Below are 19346 nucleotides of genomic sequence, written 5' to 3'. Positions count from 1 at the left end.
GCTGCATCTGCTTTTTGTCTTTTATCTGCGGATCAGCACCATGGAAAACCATAGGATGGTATTTCCACCCAGATTGTATTCCATAGCTTCCTTTTCTACGATCTCACTGACAACCACGCCATAGCTTTCCAGACATGGATGCATATGCTCCGGAAAACGGCATGGTTTTCCGTCCAGATAGGCACAGTGTTCACAGAAGTCACAGGATTCCGTGGAAAGTGTAAAGGTCTCGTAGCCCTCTCCCTCCAGAAAATCACGTACCTTCTCTGTAAGCGCTTCGTGTTCCATTCTTGTGGAAAGCATCTCCTTCATGTTCATGATATCCGATACCTCCGCAACGCTGGAAAAGAAAACTGCTCTCGGATAGCTCCGGATCTTCTTTTCGCATTCTGACAGCTCTCCCACTGCCGGAGGACAGGCCCATGTGCTCCCATAACGTTCACATTCCTGTTTACAGATCGTACGCACACGTGACTGTACTTTAATATCCCCTGTATCCAGCACACGATACTCAAAAATGGGATACTGGGAAATAAATTCATCAAATTTTTCTTTTATACTGTTCATACCTTTAAGATCTCCTGTTCTCCAAAAAGGCTCATAACTGCTGCCTCATAGTCACCAAAATGCTGGGATTTTTTGATCTTTTTCAGATATCTGGCATAATTGGTAAAGCCCGGTGCCATATAACTCCACAATTCCTTCATGCGGAAAAGTACATTTCGTTCTCCTGAAAGATGTTCCTGATAATCCCGGTAAAGACGGTCATGAAACTGCCGCAGCTTTTTCCGGTATTCTTCCCGGTGATCCTCTCCGTCTTCTTTTTGCATAATGGCATCCAGAAGATAGGGCCTTGCGATCAGGCCTCTTCCGTACATGACGCTGTCTGCATCCGGAAATTTCTCCCGGATTTCCTGATAAGCCTCCACTGAAAAAATATCCCCGTTATATCCCAGAGGAACCTTCAGCTTTTCCCTTGCCTCCTCATACAGTCCATATCTGGGAATCCCCTTATAATGATCCTTCAGAAGGCGTGGATGGATGATCAGCTCCTTCAGCGGATATCTGCCGTAGATCTCAAGAAGCCGTTCCCAGTCTTCCTCATAATCCGTTCCCACTCTCGTTTTTATGGAGATCTCCATCCCGGTCTTTTCGAAGATCTCATCCAGAAAACGTTCCAGCTTATCCGGCTCGCCCAGGAAACCGGCACCCTTTCCCTTGGCTGTGACAGTTCCCGAGGGGCATCCCAGATTGAGATTTACTTCCCTGTGTCCGTATTCATCCCGAAAGATATGCGCTGTTTTCACAAAATCCTCCGCATTGTTGGTCAGGATCTGGGGAATCACCGGAAGATCTCCGTTGGTTTCCGGTGATACCTCTTTGATCTCCTTGCTGCTGAGACGTTTATTGGGCTTGGCAGTGATGAAGGGAGTAAAGTATTTATCCATGGGATAAAAATAGTCATGATATGCATTCCGATAGACCCAGTTGGTTACGCCCTCCATAGGTGCCAGATAATTCTTCATTGTTTATCCTCCTTCATGCGGAAATAGATCTGCTTTCTCCCTCCGCTTCCCGTGGGGATCCTGCCTGTTTCATAATTTCCCAGAGATTTGATAAAGGGGGTCAACTTGGAATATCCGTAATTACGCACATCAAAATCCGGAAGTCGTTTCCCAAGCTGGTCGCCCAGCTGTCCGGAGGAAAGCCATCCCTCTTCGTCGGAAAATTTCTCGATGATAGCATTAATGGCTTTGCGTACCCGCTTGAGGTCTTTGTTCTTCCTGGAGCCAGAGCTGCTCTGTTTGCTGCTGTTTCCGGATTTTTTAGCTTCTGCTGCAGTAGCCATATCTTCCTTCTTCTCTTCCTCCTGCTGGTTGCGGTAGAGAAGATCCAGATATTTAAACTGGTTGCATGCGGAAATAAACGGCTTCGGCGTCTTCTCCTCACCCATACCCAGGACCAGCATTCCGGATTCCCGGAGCCTTGCTGCCAGACGGGTGAAATCACTGTCCGAAGAAACAATGCAATATCCATCCACATTTCCGGAATACAAAATATCCATGGCATCAATGATCATCGCCGAATCGGTGGCGTTTTTTCCGGTGGTATAGCTGTACTGCTGGATAGGAATGATGGAATCTTCCAGAAGAACCTTTTTCCAGGAGGAAAGCCGTGCACTGGTCCAGTCTCCATAGATCCGTTTGTAGGTGGCTATGCCGATGTTTGCCACTTCATCCACGATGATCTTGATGTATTTGTCTGATACATTATCTGCATCGATCAGTATTGCAATTCTTAATTCGTTGTCCATAAATCCAACCTTTTCTGTTTAATCTGTGCCATCTCCGATGCGGATCAATGCTCCAGCATGATCTTGAGGATCTCTCTGTCTGTTTCCTTCATGCCGTCTTTTCCGATCTGTCCCACACAGCTGATGGTCTCTGCGGTTTCTTCCTGGAGAATTCCTGTATAAGGCGCATAAGACTGCCCGTTCATGGCAAGATGATGCGCCAGGAAGGCTGCGTCAAGACAGGCTGCGATCTTGGCAGCACAGGAGATCTTGGCCCCATCACAGATGATTCCCGGAATATTGGCAAGGGTATTCTCGATCGTTTTTTTGATCAGGGAAATATCTCCGCCTACCATATAGGTAATGGCAGCTCCGGCTGCACAGGAGGCCGATACCGCCCCGCAGAAGGCAGACAGCTTCCCTATATATTGCTTCTGATAGACTGTGAGGAGATTGGAAAACACCAGGGCCCTGTAGAGGCTGTAATCCGGCAGCTCCATCTCTCTTGCATAGACGATCAGCGGAACAGAGCATGCAATTCCCTGATTTCCGCTTCCGGAATTGATGACAACCGGCATATCACAGCCACCCATACGTGCCTCAGAAGCTGCTGCAGTAAGACTTCTCATTCTGGTAAGCATATCATGAGAATAATTTTCACGGATCACGCGCCCGATACCCAGGCCGTATTTTCCGGTCATACCCTCATGAGCAATGGCCATATTGCTTCTGATCTGCGCATCCAGAAGTTCCCTTACATCGGAAAGCTCTACGGTATCCGCAAATTCCCGGATATCCTCCAGATTTAACAGGCCGCGGTCCGTCTCTTCTTTTTCTTCCACAGCTTTGTCTGCATCAAGGAGGATTTCCCCGTTTTTGCTGATCCTGGTCACGTTGATATGGTCGTATTTGATCTCCAGGCTGACGGTATCTTCACCGGCATACATTTCGATGATAATGTGAAGGACCACCGGCGTATCCAGAAGCTCTACCTTACAGATATCTGCCTCCAGAAGTTCCCGGCAGCGTGCCCTGCCCTTTTCATCGACTTTGGAAAGAACCTCCATATCCAGAGAAGCATCTCCTGCTACCGCCCCAAGGATCACACCTGCCGGAATTCCCTTTAATCCCCCGGAATTGGGGATGATCACACAACGCACATTTTTGATGATATTTCCGGAACATTTTGCCACGATACGCTCCGGCTCTTTTCCAAGGATCTCTCTTGCTCTTGCCGCACCATAGGCCAGGGCAATAGGTTCTGTACATCCCATAGCCGGGATCATCTCCTCACGGAGGATCGCCAGATAGTTTTTATATATATTTATGTCCACTTTTTTATTTACCTTCCCGTATTTTATGATTATTTCTTTTCCTGATATTTATGACATGCTACCATATGTCCCGGCTCCACCTGACGAAGTGCCGGGGTTTCCTGTCTGCAGCGTTCCTCACACCACGGACAGCGGTTATGGAAGCGGCAGCCCCCGATAGATCTGGACTGTACTCCGGTATCCGTAACGATCTGATCCAGAGTTTTGACTCTCGGGTCCGGAACCGGAATCGAGGAGATCAGCATTTTTGTATAAGGATGCAGCGGATTGGAATAGAGCTTATCTGCATCTGCGATCTCCATGAGATTTCCAAGATAAAGCACCCCGATCTCATCACAGATCTTCTGGACCACCTGCAGCTGATGACTGATGAACAGATAGGTCAGCCCGTATTTTTCCTGAAGATCCTGAAGCATCTGAACGATCTGGGCCTGCAGGGAAACATCCAGCGCAGAAATGGGCTCATCGCAGACTACAAATTCCGGCTGTACGGAAAGTGCTCTTGCAATGGAAATCCTCTGACGCTGTCCGCCGGAGAACTCATGAGGATACTTCAGAAGATCCTGCTCTTTGAGACCAACCACGCGGATCAGTTCTTTTGCACGCTCTTTGCGTTCTTTCTGCGTGTACATTTTATGGATCGCCATAGGCTCACAGATGATATCCTGCACTGTATGGCTTGGGTCCAGAGAGGAATAGGGATCCTGAAAAACGGACTGCATTTTTTTGCGGTATGGAAGCAGTTCTTTTTCCCCCATGGCTCCGATCTCTGTTCCTTCATAAAAAATCTCACCGCCTGTGGGTTTATGATAACGTAGGATTGCCTTTCCGATGGTAGATTTTCCGCTTCCGGATTCTCCTACCAGACCGAAGGTTTTTCCCTTTTCAATAGAAAAGCTTACCTGATCCACAGCCTTCAGTATGCCCGGCTTAAAGGACAGAAGCTTCGGAGATTTCTGTTTAAAATATACTTTCAGATCTTTTACTTCAATTAAGGGCTTGCTCATCTCTTCTCCTCCCTTCTGTGACAGAATATCCTGTGTCCCTCTGAAGCCTCATAATATTTCGGAAGACAGGCTTCACACGTTTTGTCCGCATATTTACAGCGATTGAGGAAGGGACACAGATCACCGTTTCCGTCCGAAAGATCTCTCTCCAGAAACTGTTCAAAAGTACCTCCCACACGCGGCATGCTTGCGATCAGTGCCTGTGTATAGGGATGTCCCGGATGAAGAAAGATTTCTTCTACGGTTCCCTCTTCCACCACGTAGCCACCACACATAACAGCTACCCGTTTGCAGGTCTGCGCCACGACGCCCAGATCGTGGGTGATCAGGATGATGCTCATACTGTTCTTTTTCTGAAGCTCCAGAAGAAGATGAAGGATCTGCGCCTGGATCGTAACGTCCAGAGCTGTGGTCGGCTCATCGGCGATCAGGACCTTCGGATCACTGCTCATGGCCATGGCGATCATCACACGCTGGCGCATACCGCCGGAAAGCTCGTGGGGATAGCTGTTCATAGCCTTTTCCGGGTCTGTGATGCCTACGGCTGTGAGAAGCTCCAGTACCCGGGCCTTTGCTTCTTTTTTGTTCATGTTGGTATGGCGTCGGATCAGCTCTACCATCTTATTGCCAACAGTGTAAACCGGATTCAGTGCGGAAAGCGAATCCTGAAAGATCATGGCGATCTCACCACCGCGGATCTCACGGAGCTCTGCTTCATTTTTCTTCAGGATATCTTCTCCCCGGAACAGGATCTCACCGCCCATGATCTTACAGTTGGATGGTCCGAGACGGAGAATGGATTTGGTGGTCACACTTTTTCCGCTTCCGGACTCTCCTACGATCCCGAAAAAATCCCCCTCACCGATGGCAAAGCCAGCACCTTTTACTGCCTGTGTCTCTCCAAGGTCTGTAAAGAAAGACACCTTCAGATCTTTTACTTCCAGTAATTTTTCCATATGTAAATGTCCTCCTTACTTGGGCTCGAATACTTTTCTTAATACTTCTCCCAGATAATTGAAGCTGACGACAGTGATCAGGATCAGGATTCCGGGGAAAATAGCCAGATACGGTGCCTGCTGGATATAGCGCTGTGCATTGCTCAGCATACTTCCCCAGGAAGCCGTAGGCGGTTGGATACCCAGGCCGAAAAAGCTCAGTGCAGATTCCATCAGGATGGCATTGGCAATGTTCATGGTTGCAGCCACGATAATGGTAGGCATGATGTTAGGCAGGATATGGTGTACAATGGTGGAGAATTTCTTCTGTCCGGAGATCTTTGCATAGATGACATACTCTCTCTCGTTCAGGGAAATAGTCTCGCCACGGACGATCCTGGCAATGTTCATCCAGGTCAGAAAGCCGATGATCAGGACAATGTTCTGAAGTCCCGGTTTCAGGAAGGCATTCATAACGATCATGATCAGGAATGTCGGAAGGCTCATCAATGCATCCACCAGACGCATCAGCACCGCATCCACCGTTCCTCCCACAAAACCGCTGATGGAACCGATGATCACGCCAAGGGCTGTAGAAAGCACCATGGAAAGGAAGCCCACCAGAAGTGATGCTCTTCCTCCGTAAATACAGCGAGCCAGATAATCCCGTCCCATATCATCCGTACCGAAAAGATGCGCCATGGAAGGAGCATTCAGTCTCTCTGTGGCGCTGATGGCATTGGGATCTACCGGGTACAGAAAGGCAAAAATGGAGATCAGTGCCAAAAGGATGATAGCTGCTGCACCTACCACTGCAAGTTTATTTGTCTTAAAACCAAGTTTGATATTTTTCCAGATATTTTCTCTCATGTTCCTTCACCTCCTAACATCCTGCTTTCCGGATCCTCGGATCAAAGACAGCATACAGAATATCTGCCAGAAGATTTCCGAGCACCACAAGAAGCGCGGTGAACATGGTAATTCCCATGATCAGGGGATAATCATACTGCATGACGGCAGTAACTGCCAGCTGACCGATTCCCGGCCATGCAAAAACCTGCTCGGTGATAATGGCACCGGATACCAGGGACTGCAGGCTCATTCCGAGAACTGTGATCATAGGAAGCATGGCATTTTTCAGTACATGCCGGAAAAGGATTCCAGACTCTTTCATTCCATAAGCCTTCTGCACCATAACATAATCGGAGGACATTTCCGTAATGGTACTGCTTCTTAAATACCGGATGTACTGTGACGCATTTGCAAAGGTCAGAACTGCACAAGGCATGACCATATGCAGGATCAGATCTCCAAAGGAACGGTTGCCGTCTGAATGCATACCGATACTTGGCAGGATATGTAAATGCACACTGAGGAGATAGATCAGCATGATACCGAACCAGAAAGTAGGAATGGAGATACCTACATAACAAAACATACTGGTAATCTTGTCCAGAACACCATTCTTATTCTTTCCGGAATACAGGCCCAGTACAATGGCAATGAGAAAACCAAGCAGCATGCTGGTTCCCATGAGGATCACGGTTGCGGGAAGCCTCTCCAGCATCTGTGTCAGGACCGGACGGTTATTCATCAGAGAATTTCCGAAATTCCCGTGAAGGATCCTTCCCAGCCACAGAAAGTACTGCTCATAGACAGGCTTTGTAAGTCCCAGGCTTTCCCTCAGGTTCTGGATATATTCTTCACTCATATTTGGTTCCACATAAGTCAGAACAGGATCTCCGGGCGCTGCTTTTGTCAGTGCAAAGCAGAGAACAGAGACAATAAACAGTGTCAGAATACACTGTATCAGTCGGTTTACGATCTTCTTCAAAATGTACCTCCTTTATTTTCCCCGAAAACAGGAAATCGGCTGGCGCAAAAAACGCGTCAGCCTCTTTCTGTTTCCGGTATTCATCCGCTATAAAATTATTTATTTCTCCAATGTGTAGATCTTGGAATAATCATAATAAATAGTTTTTAACAGACATTCATCAAAGCCTCCGAAATCTTTACTTACCGCATAGAAACCATTGGAATAAGCGATCGGATAGATATACATGTTATCATTGATCGTATTCTGGATCTCCTTATAAATCTCGCCACGTTTTGTCTCATCTGCAGTGCTGTTGCCCTCTTCCCACAATGCATCCAGATCTGTATCCTTGATCCTGGAATAGTTGGAACGGCTGACGGAAGAACTCATGTCTGCATAAAGGCTCGGCTCTTCTCCCAGAGTGTAGAAGCTCAGTACCAGATCATAATCTGTGCACTCCGTATCCTTTGTCTTATTCTTGAAGGTAGACTCATCTGTAGGAAGAAGATTGATGGTGATTCCTACATTGGCAAGGGCAGACTGTACATACAGAGCCTCACTCTCCATTGTCTTATCTGTGGAGATATACATCAGGTTCAGAGAAAGACTTGTCTTTCCTGCTTCGGAAAGGAGCTCCTGTGCTTTAGCCGGATCATTGTCGTAGGTATTGTCCGGTTTTGTATAGTAGAGTGTATCCGGTGTAAAAATAGAATCTGCAGGCTCTGCATAATCCTCGGAAAGGAAAGCAAACTGACAGAACTCCTCTTTATTCAGTGCGTATGCGATCGCCTGACGTACCTTTACATCCTGAAGATCTTCGTTCAGCTCATTCATGAACATGGCGTTGACACGTCCGGAATTATAGGTATTGATGTTTACGTTATCGTAAGCACTGACGGTATCGTAATCATCTGCGCTGATCAAACGTGCATCCAGATCTCCGCTTGCAAGTGCCGCATTGGCGGAGCTGGAATCCTTTACGATCTTGAAGGTGATGGAATCCAGATTTACATCATCAAAATAGTCATCGAATTTTGTTACCTTATAATACTCTCCGGATTTGTATTCCTCGAACTTAAAAGGACCACTTCCCACCGGTTCATTGTTGAGATCACTTTCTCCGATATTCTCCACGCCGTCATAAATATGCTTCGGAATACAGTAAACCTGGCTCAGTCCGCCAAGAAATCCTGCGGAAGATGATCCAAGGGAAATCTTGACTGTAAGGTCATCAACCTTCTCTGCCTCTACTGCCTTGTCATTAACGTATCCGTAAGAAGAATACGGAACATTCTGCTTCTCATCTACCAGCACCTGCATGGTGAATACCACATCATCGGCTGTGATCGGCTGACCGTCATGCCATTTCAGTCCGTCTTTGAGCTTCAGTGTGAATTCGCTGGCATCATCATTGACTGTTACACTTTCGCAAAGTCCGTTTCCGTAATACATCTCTCCGTTCACGATCTCAAAAAACGGGCTGTACAGTGCCTGCATCATATCGAAGCTTGTCTGATCCACAACATAAAGCGGATTGATGTTCTGCGGATCTGCTGTTTCTGCAATGGTAATATTTCCGCCTTCCGCTTTGGTTCCTTCTGTTTCTGCTGCAAAAGCAGTCATTCCTGACATAACAGTTGTTCCTGCCACTGCAGCTGCCAGAAGCGCTGCCAGTACTTTTTTTCTCATTTCCTGTTCCTCCTGTGTTTCAGTGAGTATTCCTCTTTTCCCACCAGTTTAATATGATATAGGTAAAATAATACTATACCATATTACCTTTGTCAAGCTGTCCCTGGCTCTTCAGAGATTTTTTTACTGCATTTCGTTAAAGCTTGTATTTATTCTACATACAGATCACACAGGCGTCAAGATAAATTTTCTGTATCTTGCCTCTGCTATATATATATTTCCTTAATTCGTCATATTTTTGATCCAGTGTCCGTAATTGCACTTCAAAAATGCAGGCACGCATTTAAAGATCTGATCTGCATTCAGGCAGCATACCACCACTGCCGGAGATGCCTTAACCACAAATGCCATAAACATGGACAGAAGGATCACGATCCCCCAGGTACTGATCAGGTCCACCTTCATGGAATAAGCGATGCTTCCGCTTCCCCGGATGATACCACCGTTTGTCGGCATCTGATAGGACATTCCTACCATTACTACACTTAAGTCATTACCGAAAGCCCGAAGGCAACCCCTGCAATTTCCACACAGCGCAGTGTAGCAAGCAGGATCTGCGTCACTGCAAAGAAAAAGTAAGTAAACCGGATGATCGCCAGATAGGAAAGACCGGCTTCAATAATCGCCTGGTCTGTTGTAAAAAGCCCCAGCAGCTGTGTTGGAAAAAGACTGGCCAGGATAAACAGCACAAGGGCAATAAAAAAGCCTGTGCGCATGGCCCAGGCACCGATCTTCCTTACCGGCTCTGTCTCTTTCTTTCCCCAGTACTGACTTCCGAATATGACAAGTCCGTCTCCCAGAGCCATAAGCAGCTGCTGAAAGACGAACTGTACCTGGTTTACGGTAGTCACACCGGATAATGCAGTTTCGCTGAAGGCTCCAAGCATAATGTTGTCAGCAAGATTGACACTTAAGGTCACTACATTCTGCAACACCAGCATGGAGCATAATTTCAGAAAATTACGATAAAAATTCTTCATCAGTCTTTTACGATAGCAATGATATCATCTGCGTTGATCACCAGATATTTCTCACCCTCATATTTGATCTCGGTTCCTGTGTATTTTCCGTAGATCACACGGTCGCCCGGCTTTACCTGTACCGGTACTTCTTTACCGTCTACGACCTTACCGCCACCTACTGCGATAACCTCTGCCTGCTGGGTTTTCTCCTTGGAGCTGTCCGGAAGTACGATGCCGGATGCGGTTTTGTCTTCTGTCTCAAAATATTTTACGATAACTCTGTCTGCAACTGGTTTTAATGCCATATTCATTTCCTTCTTTCTGTGATTATTAGCACTCTTGAGCTTTGAGTGCTACTCTTTTTTTATCATACTACATATCCGAAAATTGTCAAGATATTTGCAGATATGTAGTATGATATTATTTATGATAGGGCTCTCCGCTGATGATACGATAACTGCGGTAGATCTGTTCCAGAAGGATCACACGCATCAGCTGATGAGGAAATGTCATCTTCGAAAAGCTTAAAGCATAGTCTGATCTCTTCAGTACTTCTTTTCCAAGACCGATAGAGCCGCCGATCACAAACTGGATATGGCTGGTCCCACGTATTCCCAGCTCGTTGATCTTCCGTGCGAAGTTCTCAGAGGTCAGCTGTTCGCCTCCGATCTCCAGAGTGATCACAAACGCATCATCCCGGATATATTTAAGAAGACGCTCCCCTTCCTTGTTCCGAATGGCATCTTCTACTGTTTCGCTGGCATTATCCGGTGTTTTTTCGTCGGACACTTCTATGATCTCCAGCTTGCAGTAACGCCCGAGGCGCTTGGAATACTCCGCAATGGCATCCCGCAGATATTTTTCCTTGATCTTCCCTACTGTCAGGATACTTATTTTCATCCGCCGTTCTCCTCCAGATAATTCTCAAATTCTTCTGCTGACATCAAAACCTTCCTTGGCTTGGTTCCTTCCTCCGGACCTACCACTCCTGCGTCACAAAGCTGATCCATGATCCTTGCCGCACGGTTAAATCCGATCTTGAACATACGCTGGAGCATACCGATGGAGGCCTTTTCCTTCTCAATGATAAATTTACCGGCTTCTGTAAAATAGACATCTCTGTCACCGCCGCCGGCTCCTCCCGGGACACCGGCTGTATTGACCTGCTTCTCGATGGAGGTATCATAAACAGCACCCTGATTTTTGTCAGAAACATATTCTACGACTGCACTGACCTCCTCATCGGAAACAAAAGCGCCCTGCAGTCTGGCCGGCTTCTGATATCCCTGAGGATAAAACAGCATATCGCCCTTGCCAAGAAGCTTCTCGGCACCGTTCATATCCAGGATCGTCCTGGAATCCACACCGGAGGATACGGAAAATGCGATCCTGGACGGCATATTGGCCTTGATCAGACCTGTGATGACATTGACCGATGGCCTCTGAGTAGCAATGATCAGATGGATACCTGCTGCACGTGCCAGCTGGGCCAGACGGCAGATCGCATCCTCAACTTCCCCCGGCGCAACCATCATAAGATCCGCAAGCTCGTCCACGATGATCACGATCTGCGGCATCTTCTCAGGTGCCTTTTCTCCCTCCGGGACCCGCATATTAGCAACCTTTTTGTTATATTCTCCAAGATTACGTACCCCATATTCCGCAAAGGCATTGTAACGACTGGTCATCTCGGAAACAGCCCAGTTCAGCGCACCGGCCGCTTTCTTCGGATCTGTGACCACCGGAATGAACAGGTGCGGGATCCCGTTATATACACTGAGCTCCACCACCTTCGGATCGATCATGATCAGACGCACCTCATCCGGTGTAGCCTTATAAAGGATGCTGATGATCAGCGTATTGATGCAGACAGATTTTCCGGAGCCGGTTGCTCCGGCGATAAGAAGATGCGGCATCTTGGCAATATCTGCCACTACCGGTTTTCCGGCAATATCCTTACCTGCTGCAAAGGACAGCTTGGATTTTGCATTTTTAAACTCCTCTGACTGAAGAAGATCCCGCAGCATGACCGGGCTGTTCTCCTTGTTCGGAACCTCGATCCCCACGGCTGCCTTTCCCGGTATCGGTGCTTCGATGCGGATATCCGGTGTAGCAAGATTCAGCTTGATATCATCGGAAAGACCAACGATCTTGCTGACCTTCACACCCATTTCCGGCTGCAGCTCATAGCGGGTAACGGTAGGTCCGCAGCTCACATTGGTAACGGTTACATTGACGCCGAAATTATGCAGGGTTTCCTGAAGCTTCTGCGCTGTTTTGCGCAGATGTGCATCGGAATCTCCCTGAGATCTGCCATCTCCACGCTTCAGAAGCTTCAGCGGCGGATACTGATATGGTTTCTTCTCCGGAGCTTCTCCCTGGCTGATCTCATGCTGGATATTTCTGATTCCATGCTCGATCTCTGTCTGAGATGACTTCGGGTTTCTGGAGGGCTGATGGGATGCCTTCTGTTCAGCTTCCGGCTGAGGATCCTCCTTTATCTCAGCGGGAACGGCTGCCTTTCCTGTTTCCCGGGAAGCTTTTACTGCTGTCTCAGTTTTTGACGGCAGGATCTGCTGCATCTCGGGAATATCCACATCCTCGTAGCCGGCATAAGCATCCTCCTCTTCGGCTTCCTGCATTTCTCTTTCGAAATCCGGCTCCTCCGACTCTTCCCGGGTCGGCTGGGACTGTGAACGGTGGATCTGGAATTCCAGCGGCTGAGCATGCTCCTCCGGTTTCTCATCAAGCCCTGGATCCTCTTCTGTCAGATCTGTATCTGCCGGAAGTACAGCCTTTTGTTCATCAAGGAAAGAAGGAAGATTAAATTCTCCTTCCCGGTTCGCCTTCACCGCAGCCTGTCTTTCCTTCTGCGATCTTCTTGTTTTTTTCTTTTGTTTTTTTGAGATATTTTCCGGATCTTTCTCTGTAAGGGCAAGTTCTTCTTCCTCCAGCTCTTCTTCCAGCCGGCGGATCTTCTCCGCTCTTTTTTCCGCACGGATCTTTCTGCGAAGCTCCTTCTGCTTTTCTCTGTCCGGCTGTCCCTCAAGATAAGCTTCTCTGCCCTCTCTTGCTGCATCTGTAAAAAAGTCCAAGATCTTATTCATAAATCCGAAGAAGGATCTCTGTGTTATGATGATGAGAGACACAAGAAGCACCAGAACGATGATCACAGTTCCGCCCACAACGCCAAAAGCGGATGCTGTGGAAATACATACTGCACCACCGAATACTCCACCGCCGGTACGGTATTCCGAACTCAGTGAATAATAATCCGAAAACGTGGTACTTGGCGTATAGCCCTCTGTGATCAGCTGAAGAAAGCCGCAGAGGAACACAAAAAATACCACGCCCGCCAGTACCTTTTTGTAGGCAAGGCGGTTGGTATTGTTCACGATCAGGAACGTAACTCCGGCAAAAAGCAGGATCGGGAAAATATATGCACAAAGTCCCATGATGCCAAAGCATACGGCACTGATGGCATTTCCTACGATCCCTCCCATACCAAATGCACTGATCATCAGGATCAGGCAGGCCGCAAACATCACAAGGATCAAGATCTCTGTCTGAAAGCGGTTACCGACAGGCTGCTGCTTCGCTGCAGGTTTTCTTTTTCTTTTTTTTGTCGTTTTTGAAGCTGCCATTGTCAGACTCCTCCCAGTTGATATCAAATATAATTCGCTGCCAGAATAAGGATTCCGGCTGCAAAAGAATAAAATGCAAAATAACGCAGTCTGACCTGATTCGAAAGCTTAAGCATAAAACGGATCACCAGATAGCCTGTGATCCCGGCCACGATCATTCCAAGAACATAAGTAAATCCCTGGCCAACAGTCATATGAACAGAAGTGAACTCTCCCATCTCCACAAAAAAAGCTCCCACCACAGCCGGAATACTCATCAGCAGCGAATATTTCACTGCAAACTTCCGTCCGAGGCCGCAGAAAAGTCCTGCGCTCATGGTAAGTCCAAGCCTGGAAAGGCCCGGAAACACAGAAAGGCCCTGGCAGATACCCATCCACATAGCATCTCCGAAGCTGGTTTCTTTTGTTCCCTTGCTGCCATTGACATTACTGTAGTCCACAACAAGGAGGATCACACCTGTAAGAAGGATTCCGATCCCGGAAAACATGTGTGAGGATGCGCTTCGCACAACAAGTCGTTTGCACTGATATCCGATCAGGACTGTAGGAATAGTAGATACCATGATCAGGGCAGTAAGCTTCCGGTAAGTTCCGCTTATGATCTTTGCGTAGGTAAGCTCTTTCCCAGTCCTACGGTTATAGAGAAAAATATTGGCATTTCCGATCAGATCCAGTATCATTCCGATCAGCTCGATCCCGATCTTCTTGATGTCCTTCAGAAAAACAAGGATCAGAGCTATCATAGTTCCCAGATGGAGCATCACTTCAAAAAGCACACCGGAGCCTCTGGTACCGCCCAAAAGATCCTGCACTCCACAGAGATGTCCGAAGCTGCTCACCGGCAGAAATTCGGTGATTCCCTGAATGATTCCCAATATAATCGCATGTATCACTGACATAATGATATTTCCTTTTCTTAAATTTTTTCCAACACATTATAGCATAACTGAGTAAAACTTACAATCTTCACTTGGCAAAAGTTTCAAACAAATGTTCTTTTTTGATCTGCAAGAAAAAAAATCCTCCGGCTGCATCAGAAAACACAGTCGGAGGATCTGTTTATAAACAGACTTTCTGCTTATTTATTTTTCAGATATTCGTCGATACCTTTTGCACCAGCTTTACCTGCACCCATGGCAAGGATTACGGTAGCTGCACCTGTAACGGCATCACCACCGGCATATACGCCGTCCTTGGATGTCTTACCGGTTTCTTCCTCGGCAACGATACATCTTCTCTTGTTGATGTCAAGGCCCTTGGTTGTGGAAGAGATCAGAGGGTTCGGTGAAGTACCAAGAGACATGATGACAGTATCTACATCCATATCATACTCGGAACCAGGAATCTCTACCGGACGTCTTCTTCCGGATGCATCCGGCTCACCAAGCTCCATCTTGACAACCTTCATACCGTTTACGTGGCCGTTCTCATCAACGAGGATCTCCTTCGGATTTGTAAGAAGATCAAAGATGATGCCCTCTTCCTTAGCGTGATGAACTTCCTCTGCTCGTGCAGGAAGCTCTGCCTCACTTCTTCTGTATACGATATGTACCTCAGCGCCAAGTCTCAGCGCTGTTCTTGCAGCATCCATGGCAACGTTACCACCGCCGACAACTGCAACCTTTTTGCCTGCTGCGATCGGTGTATCATAGGAATCATCGAATGCTTTCATAAGGTTGCTTCTTGTCAGGTACTCGTTTGCGGAGAATACACCGCTTGCATTCTCACCCGGGATACCCATGAACATCGGAAGTCCTGCACCAGAACCGATGAATACAGCCTCAAATCCCTCATCCTCGATCAGCTGATCGATGGTAGTGGATTTACCGATGACAACGTTTGTCTCGAATTTAACGCCAAGCTCTTTGACCTTCTCAATCTCTTTCTTAACAACCTTCTGCTTCGGAAGACGGAACTCCGGAATACCGTAAACAAGAACACCGCCAAGCTCATGAAGAGCCTCGAACACAGTTACATCGTATCCTGCCTTTGCAAGGTCACCTGCACAGGTAAGTCCGGATGGACCGGAACCGATCACTGCAACCTTATGTCCGTTCTTAACCTCTGCTCCTGCAGGTTTGATATCATGCTCCAGAGCATAGTCTGCAACGAATCTCTCCAGCTTACCGATAGAAACAGCCTCACCCTTCTTACCGCGGATACACTGTCCCTCACACTGGGATTCCTGCGGACATACACGACCACAGATAGCCGGAAGTGCGGAAGATAAACCGATCACCTTGTAAGCCTCTTCCATGTTGCCTTCTTTGATGTGCTCGATAAATCCCGGAATATTGATGGATACCGGACATCCCTCTACACATTTCGGTTTCTTACAGCCAAGGCATCTCTGTGCCTCTTCCATTGCTTCTTCCTGATTATATCCAAGACATACTTCCTCGAAGTTTGTCGCACGTACCTTCGGATCCTGCTCTCTTACAGGAACTTTTTTTAACATTTTTGCATCTGCCATTAGTTGTCACCTCCGCAATGTCCGCATCCACCGTGGTGGGTATCGCCTTCCTGAAGCTTCAGTAATGCACGGCCCTCCTGGGTCTTATACATCTGGCTTCTCTTCATAGCCTGATCGAAATCAACGAGATGTCCGTCGAACTCCGGTCCGTCTACGCAGGCAAATTTGATCTCATCACCGACCTGGAGACGACAAGCGCCGCACATACCGGTTCCGTCAACCATGATCGGGTTCATGCTGACAATTGTGTGGATACCAAGCTTCTTGGTAAGAAGACAGACAAATTTCATCATGATCATCGGTCCGATCGCTACACAGACGTCATAATGCTTGCCCTCGTTTGTCACAAGATCCTCAAGAGTCTTTGTTACCATACCGGAACGGCCATAGGAACCGTCATCTGTTGTAACATAAAGATTGGAAACAGCGCCAAGCTCTTTCTCAAGGATAACCATATCCTTAGTCTTGGAACCAAGGATAACATCCGCTGTGATGCCGTGCTCATGGAGCCATTTAACCTGCGGATAAACAGGTGCGGTACCGACACCACCGGCTACGAATACCATTTTTTTCTTCTTAAGTTCTTCGATATCCTCATGGACGAACTCAGACGGACATCCCAGAGGTCCTACGAAATCACGGAATGAATCTCCCGCCTTCAGTGCGGACATCTTAATGGTAGATGCTCCGATCTCCTGGAATACGATGGTAACTGTACCGGCCTCGCGATCGTAATCGCAGATGGTAAGCGGGATCCTTTCTCCCTTTTCGTCAAGTTTCACAATGATAAATTGTCCTGGCAGACAGTGGCTTGCCACACGTGGTGCATGCACAACCATAAGATGGATCTTAGCTGCCAGCGTTTCAGCTTTTAAAACCTTATACATGGTCTTCCTCCTCGCGCAAATTATAAACCTTTATTAATAATACGCTAAAAATCAGCATATGACAAGAGTAGATTTACAATTTCTGTCAAATTTCTTTACCACAGCACAGCGCAACCATGTTAGCCTTATGCAACTAGTATCATCAAAAGCCACATACAAAACTGGTTATTTCTGTGTTTTTTTCCTTTCGATAAGGGTATACAATCGGTCCAGTGCCTCCCGGATCCCTCCTACTTCATCGATGAGTCCTTCCTTTACCGCTTCCTCACCCTCCAGCATAGTCCCCACATCTTTTACAAGCTGGGAGGTATCCAGCATCAGCTCCTCCATCCGTTCTGCCGTGATATGTGAATGTCCGGATACAAAGGCAATGATCCGGTCCTGGATCTTTTCCATATTGCGGTAGGACTGCGCCACGCCGATGAACATTCCGTTCTGGCGCACCGGATGGACCACCATGGTAGCACTTGGCACGATAAAGGAATAATCTGCTGATACCGCCATGGGTACACCTATGGAATGTCCCCCGCCCAGCACCAGGGAAACCGTAGGGATACTCAGAGACGCGATCATCTCCGCAATGGCAAGCCCTGCCTCCACATCTCCTCCTACCGTATTTAAAAGGATCAGAAGCCCCTCGATCTCCTCATCGTCCTCAATGAGAGCCAGCTTTGGCAGTACATGCTCATACTTGGTTGTTTTGCTGTGAGACGGCGCGGATTCATGACCTTCGATTTCCCCGATCACCGTCAGAAGCTCCACTTTATGCTTCCGGGAATTTCCATCGAGCACTGCCTGCCCGGTTTCCCGGATCTGTTCGTTCTGGCTCGCTTCCCGGTCCAGTTCCTTCTGTTTTCCCTCTTCGCTCTGTTTTTCCATAAAAAAATACCTCCGGAATCTGAAATTCTGGAGGTATTATATGCAAAATATTACTTTCTATTCAGAGATCATTCGTCCCAGTTTGTCCATACGTCAGTAACGTCGTCGTCATCATCAAGAAGATCCAGTGTTCTGTGAAGATCTTTGATAGCCTGATCATCCGTCAGCTCCACATAGGTCTGCGGGATCATGGCGATCTGTGCTTCTACAAACGGGATCCCGGCTTTCTCAAGAGCCTCACGTACAGCACTGAAATCGTCCGGTGCTGTGATGATCTCAAAGCTGTCCTCTTCCTCGTTGAAGTCCTCAGCACCTGCATCCAGAGCTGTCATCATCAGCTCGTCCGCATCCATCTCGCCGCACTCATCCTCAAGCTCTTCCTTATCGATGATGATCTGGCCCTTCTGGTCGAACATAAAGGATACGCATCCCTGTGTTCCGATGCTTCCGTTACCCTTGGTAAACGCGTTACGTACATTACCTGCCGTACGGTTCTTGTTATCTGTAAGAGTCTCTACGATAATAGCAACACCGTTCGGACCATATCCCTCATATACAGCCTTCTCGTAGCTGTCTGCAGAATCCGCACCTGCTGCCTTCTTGATTCCACGATCAATCGTATCGTTCGGCATGTTGTTCGCTTTTGCTTTTGCGATGACATCACGAAGCTTGCTGTTGTTTGCAGGATCCGGGCCGCCGGCCTTTACTGCCATAACGATCTCACGGCCGATGACTGTGAAGATCTTACCCTTCTTGGCATCATTTTTCTCTTTCTTATGTTTGATGTTGGCAAATTTTGAATGTCCTGACATGGTATCTTCCTCTCCTTGTTACCGTATATTTTCTTTCGTGCCCTGCTCATTTTGGGTACCGTTTTACATAATTGCAACTCGGTTTAATATAGCACTTATGAAAGATTTCGTCAAGAATCAGAAAACAAACCGGTCAAAATTCCTCATGTTCCCCTAAAAAGTCAGTTCCAGACTGATCTCAAGCGCATGATTCACCTTATCAAGCATAGCACTGTCCAGATGACACACCTTATCCTTCAGACGCCGCTTGTCGATGGTGCGGAGCTGTTCCAGAAGGATCACGGAATCCTTTTCGATCCCGTAGGCGGATGCATCGATCTCAATATGTGTCGGCAGCTTTGCCTTATTCATTTTTGATGTAATTGCCGCACAGATCACTGTGGGACTGTGACGGTTGCCCACATCGTTCTGGATGATCAGCACCGGACGGATGCCGCCCTGTTCACTGCCCACTACAGGTCTTAAGTCCGCGTAAAAAATATCCCCTCTTTTTATAACCACACAATTCACACTCCGATTCTGGTCCGGCTTATTTGCAAGCCGTATTCCTTTTTACAGATAAGTATTTCCACAATTTCTTTGTGTATACCATGCGTGGTACTTTTTTACCGGCCT

The 19346-nt window shown here is 47.4% G+C and carries 20 protein-coding genes; all 20 read right to left on the bottom strand.

The window, feature by feature from the left end; all coding sequences use genetic code 11:
* Positions 1-21 precede the first annotated feature (21 nt).
* Positions 22-567, bottom strand: coding sequence for a DUF2284 domain-containing protein (locus DMI82_RS01860; RefSeq protein ID WP_110102280.1), 546 nt, complete (start codon positions 565-567; stop codon positions 22-24).
* Positions 564-1526, bottom strand: a complete 963-nt coding sequence (locus DMI82_RS01855; RefSeq protein WP_110102278.1) for a tRNA dihydrouridine synthase — start codon at positions 1524-1526, stop codon at positions 564-566. The genes DMI82_RS01860 and DMI82_RS01855 overlap by 4 nt, the downstream gene beginning before the upstream one ends.
* Positions 1523-2314 (bottom strand): NYN domain-containing protein, encoded by a 792-nt coding sequence (locus DMI82_RS01850; RefSeq protein ID WP_110102276.1) that lies wholly within the window; start codon positions 2312-2314, stop codon positions 1523-1525. Before DMI82_RS01850 ends, DMI82_RS01855 begins: the two co-directional genes overlap by 4 nt.
* Before the next feature lie 44 nt (positions 2315-2358).
* Positions 2359-3579 (bottom strand): L-cysteine desulfidase family protein, encoded by a 1221-nt coding sequence (locus DMI82_RS01845; RefSeq protein WP_110102338.1) that lies wholly within the window; start codon positions 3577-3579, stop codon positions 2359-2361.
* Positions 3580-3656: 77 nt separating this feature from the next.
* Positions 3657-4634, bottom strand: a complete 978-nt coding sequence (locus tag DMI82_RS01840) for an ABC transporter ATP-binding protein (protein WP_021650544.1) — start codon at positions 4632-4634, stop codon at positions 3657-3659.
* Complete coding sequence (locus tag DMI82_RS01835; protein ID WP_110102274.1) at positions 4631-5590, bottom strand: ABC transporter ATP-binding protein; 960 nt, start codon at positions 5588-5590, stop codon at positions 4631-4633. Before DMI82_RS01835 ends, DMI82_RS01840 begins: the two co-directional genes overlap by 4 nt.
* Positions 5591-5605: 15 nt before the next feature.
* Positions 5606-6439 carry an ABC transporter permease gene (locus DMI82_RS01830; RefSeq protein ID WP_021650546.1) on the bottom strand — a complete coding sequence of 278 codons (834 nt, stop codon included), beginning with the start codon at positions 6437-6439 and terminating at the stop codon, positions 5606-5608.
* A 13-nt stretch (positions 6440-6452) separates the two neighbouring features.
* Complete coding sequence (locus DMI82_RS01825) at positions 6453-7403, bottom strand: ABC transporter permease (RefSeq protein ID WP_242981793.1); 951 nt, start codon at positions 7401-7403, stop codon at positions 6453-6455.
* A 99-nt stretch (positions 7404-7502) separates the two neighbouring features.
* Positions 7503-9074, bottom strand: coding sequence for an ABC transporter substrate-binding protein (locus DMI82_RS01820; RefSeq protein WP_110102271.1), 1572 nt, complete (start codon positions 9072-9074; stop codon positions 7503-7505).
* A gap of 222 nt (positions 9075-9296) precedes the next feature.
* The gene (locus tag DMI82_RS20515) at positions 9297-9530 is read right to left on the bottom strand and encodes a hypothetical protein (RefSeq protein ID WP_330409182.1); all 234 of its coding nucleotides are present in this window, start codon (positions 9528-9530) and stop codon (positions 9297-9299) included.
* 29 nt (positions 9531-9559) lie between these two features.
* The gene (locus DMI82_RS01815) at positions 9560-10054 is read right to left on the bottom strand and encodes an MATE family efflux transporter (protein WP_022426787.1); all 495 of its coding nucleotides are present in this window, start codon (positions 10052-10054) and stop codon (positions 9560-9562) included.
* The gene (groES, locus tag DMI82_RS01810) at positions 10054-10341 is read right to left on the bottom strand and encodes a co-chaperone GroES (RefSeq protein ID WP_044960825.1); all 288 of its coding nucleotides are present in this window, start codon (positions 10339-10341) and stop codon (positions 10054-10056) included. Before groES ends, DMI82_RS01815 begins: the two co-directional genes overlap by 1 nt.
* A gap of 115 nt (positions 10342-10456) precedes the next feature.
* Entirely contained in the window at positions 10457-10936 is a 480-nt protein-coding gene (gene rlmH, locus DMI82_RS01805; protein WP_021650552.1) for a 23S rRNA (pseudouridine(1915)-N(3))-methyltransferase RlmH, read from the bottom strand.
* Positions 10933-13680: an FtsK/SpoIIIE family DNA translocase gene (locus DMI82_RS01800; RefSeq protein ID WP_110102269.1), complete on the bottom strand. Its 2748-nt coding sequence runs from the start codon at positions 13678-13680 to the stop codon at positions 10933-10935. Before DMI82_RS01800 ends, rlmH begins: the two co-directional genes overlap by 4 nt.
* Before the next feature lie 23 nt (positions 13681-13703).
* Positions 13704-14579, bottom strand: a complete 876-nt coding sequence (locus DMI82_RS01795) for an undecaprenyl-diphosphate phosphatase (RefSeq protein WP_015524826.1) — start codon at positions 14577-14579, stop codon at positions 13704-13706.
* Between the two features lie 179 nt (positions 14580-14758).
* Positions 14759-16153, bottom strand: a complete 1395-nt coding sequence (gene gltA / locus DMI82_RS01790) for an NADPH-dependent glutamate synthase (protein WP_021650554.1) — start codon at positions 16151-16153, stop codon at positions 14759-14761.
* Complete coding sequence (locus DMI82_RS01785) at positions 16153-17040, bottom strand: sulfide/dihydroorotate dehydrogenase-like FAD/NAD-binding protein (RefSeq protein WP_015524825.1); 888 nt, start codon at positions 17038-17040, stop codon at positions 16153-16155. Before DMI82_RS01785 ends, gltA begins: the two co-directional genes overlap by 1 nt.
* Before the next feature lie 165 nt (positions 17041-17205).
* Positions 17206-17919 carry a ClpP family protease gene (locus DMI82_RS01780; protein WP_022426789.1) on the bottom strand — a complete coding sequence of 238 codons (714 nt, stop codon included), beginning with the start codon at positions 17917-17919 and terminating at the stop codon, positions 17206-17208.
* 68 nt (positions 17920-17987) lie between these two features.
* The gene (locus tag DMI82_RS01775; RefSeq protein WP_110102267.1) at positions 17988-18731 is read right to left on the bottom strand and encodes a YebC/PmpR family DNA-binding transcriptional regulator; all 744 of its coding nucleotides are present in this window, start codon (positions 18729-18731) and stop codon (positions 17988-17990) included.
* 153 nt (positions 18732-18884) lie between these two features.
* On the bottom strand, positions 18885-19232 hold the full coding sequence (locus tag DMI82_RS01770; RefSeq protein WP_021650556.1) for a type II toxin-antitoxin system PemK/MazF family toxin: 348 nt from the start codon (positions 19230-19232) through the stop codon (positions 18885-18887).
* Between the last annotated feature and the right edge of the window lie 114 nt (positions 19233-19346).

The sequence above is a fragment of the Blautia sp. BCRC 81119 genome, from assembly GCF_003184505.1.
Taxonomy (GTDB): domain Bacteria; phylum Bacillota; class Clostridia; order Lachnospirales; family Lachnospiraceae; genus Blautia_A; species Blautia_A fusiformis.
The sequence above is the reverse complement of the archived record's forward strand: the minus strand, read 5'-3'. Positions and strand labels throughout refer to the sequence as shown.

Excerpts from the sequence above, each read along its gene's own strand:
- rlmH (WP_021650552.1), bottom strand. The coding sequence starts at position 10,936 with ATGAAAATAAGTATCCTGACAGTAGGGAAGATCAAGGAAAAATATCTG.
- DMI82_RS01785 (WP_015524825.1), bottom strand. The coding sequence starts at position 17,040 with ATGTATAAGGTTTTAAAAGCTGAAACGCTGGCAGCTAAGATCCATCTT.
- DMI82_RS01795 (WP_015524826.1), bottom strand. The coding sequence starts at position 14,579 with ATGTCAGTGATACATGCGATTATATTGGGAATCATTCAGGGAATCACC.
- DMI82_RS01840 (WP_021650544.1), bottom strand. The coding sequence starts at position 4,634 with ATGAGCAAGCCCTTAATTGAAGTAAAAGATCTGAAAGTATATTTTAAA.
- DMI82_RS01800 (WP_110102269.1), bottom strand. The coding sequence starts at position 13,680 with ATGGCAGCTTCAAAAACGACAAAAAAAAGAAAAAGAAAACCTGCAGCG.
- DMI82_RS01820 (WP_110102271.1), bottom strand. The coding sequence starts at position 9,074 with ATGAGAAAAAAAGTACTGGCAGCGCTTCTGGCAGCTGCAGTGGCAGGA.
- DMI82_RS20515 (WP_330409182.1), bottom strand. The coding sequence starts at position 9,530 with ATGCCGACAAACGGTGGTATCATCCGGGGAAGCGGAAGCATCGCTTAT.
- DMI82_RS01775 (WP_110102267.1), bottom strand. The coding sequence starts at position 18,731 with ATGTCAGGACATTCAAAATTTGCCAACATCAAACATAAGAAAGAGAAA.
- gltA (WP_021650554.1), bottom strand. The coding sequence starts at position 16,153 with ATGGCAGATGCAAAAATGTTAAAAAAAGTTCCTGTAAGAGAGCAGGAT.
- DMI82_RS01855 (WP_110102278.1), bottom strand. The coding sequence starts at position 1,526 with ATGAAGAATTATCTGGCACCTATGGAGGGCGTAACCAACTGGGTCTAT.
- DMI82_RS01835 (WP_110102274.1), bottom strand. The coding sequence starts at position 5,590 with ATGGAAAAATTACTGGAAGTAAAAGATCTGAAGGTGTCTTTCTTTACA.
- DMI82_RS01780 (WP_022426789.1), bottom strand. The coding sequence starts at position 17,919 with ATGGAAAAACAGAGCGAAGAGGGAAAACAGAAGGAACTGGACCGGGAA.
- groES (WP_044960825.1), bottom strand. The coding sequence starts at position 10,341 with ATGGCATTAAAACCAGTTGCAGACAGAGTTATCGTAAAATATTTTGAG.
- DMI82_RS01860 (WP_110102280.1), bottom strand. The coding sequence starts at position 567 with ATGAACAGTATAAAAGAAAAATTTGATGAATTTATTTCCCAGTATCCC.
- DMI82_RS01830 (WP_021650546.1), bottom strand. The coding sequence starts at position 6,439 with ATGAGAGAAAATATCTGGAAAAATATCAAACTTGGTTTTAAGACAAAT.
- DMI82_RS01850 (WP_110102276.1), bottom strand. The coding sequence starts at position 2,314 with ATGGACAACGAATTAAGAATTGCAATACTGATCGATGCAGATAATGTA.
- DMI82_RS01815 (WP_022426787.1), bottom strand. The coding sequence starts at position 10,054 with ATGAAGAATTTTTATCGTAATTTTCTGAAATTATGCTCCATGCTGGTG.
- DMI82_RS01845 (WP_110102338.1), bottom strand. The coding sequence starts at position 3,579 with ATGATCCCGGCTATGGGATGTACAGAACCTATTGCCCTGGCCTATGGT.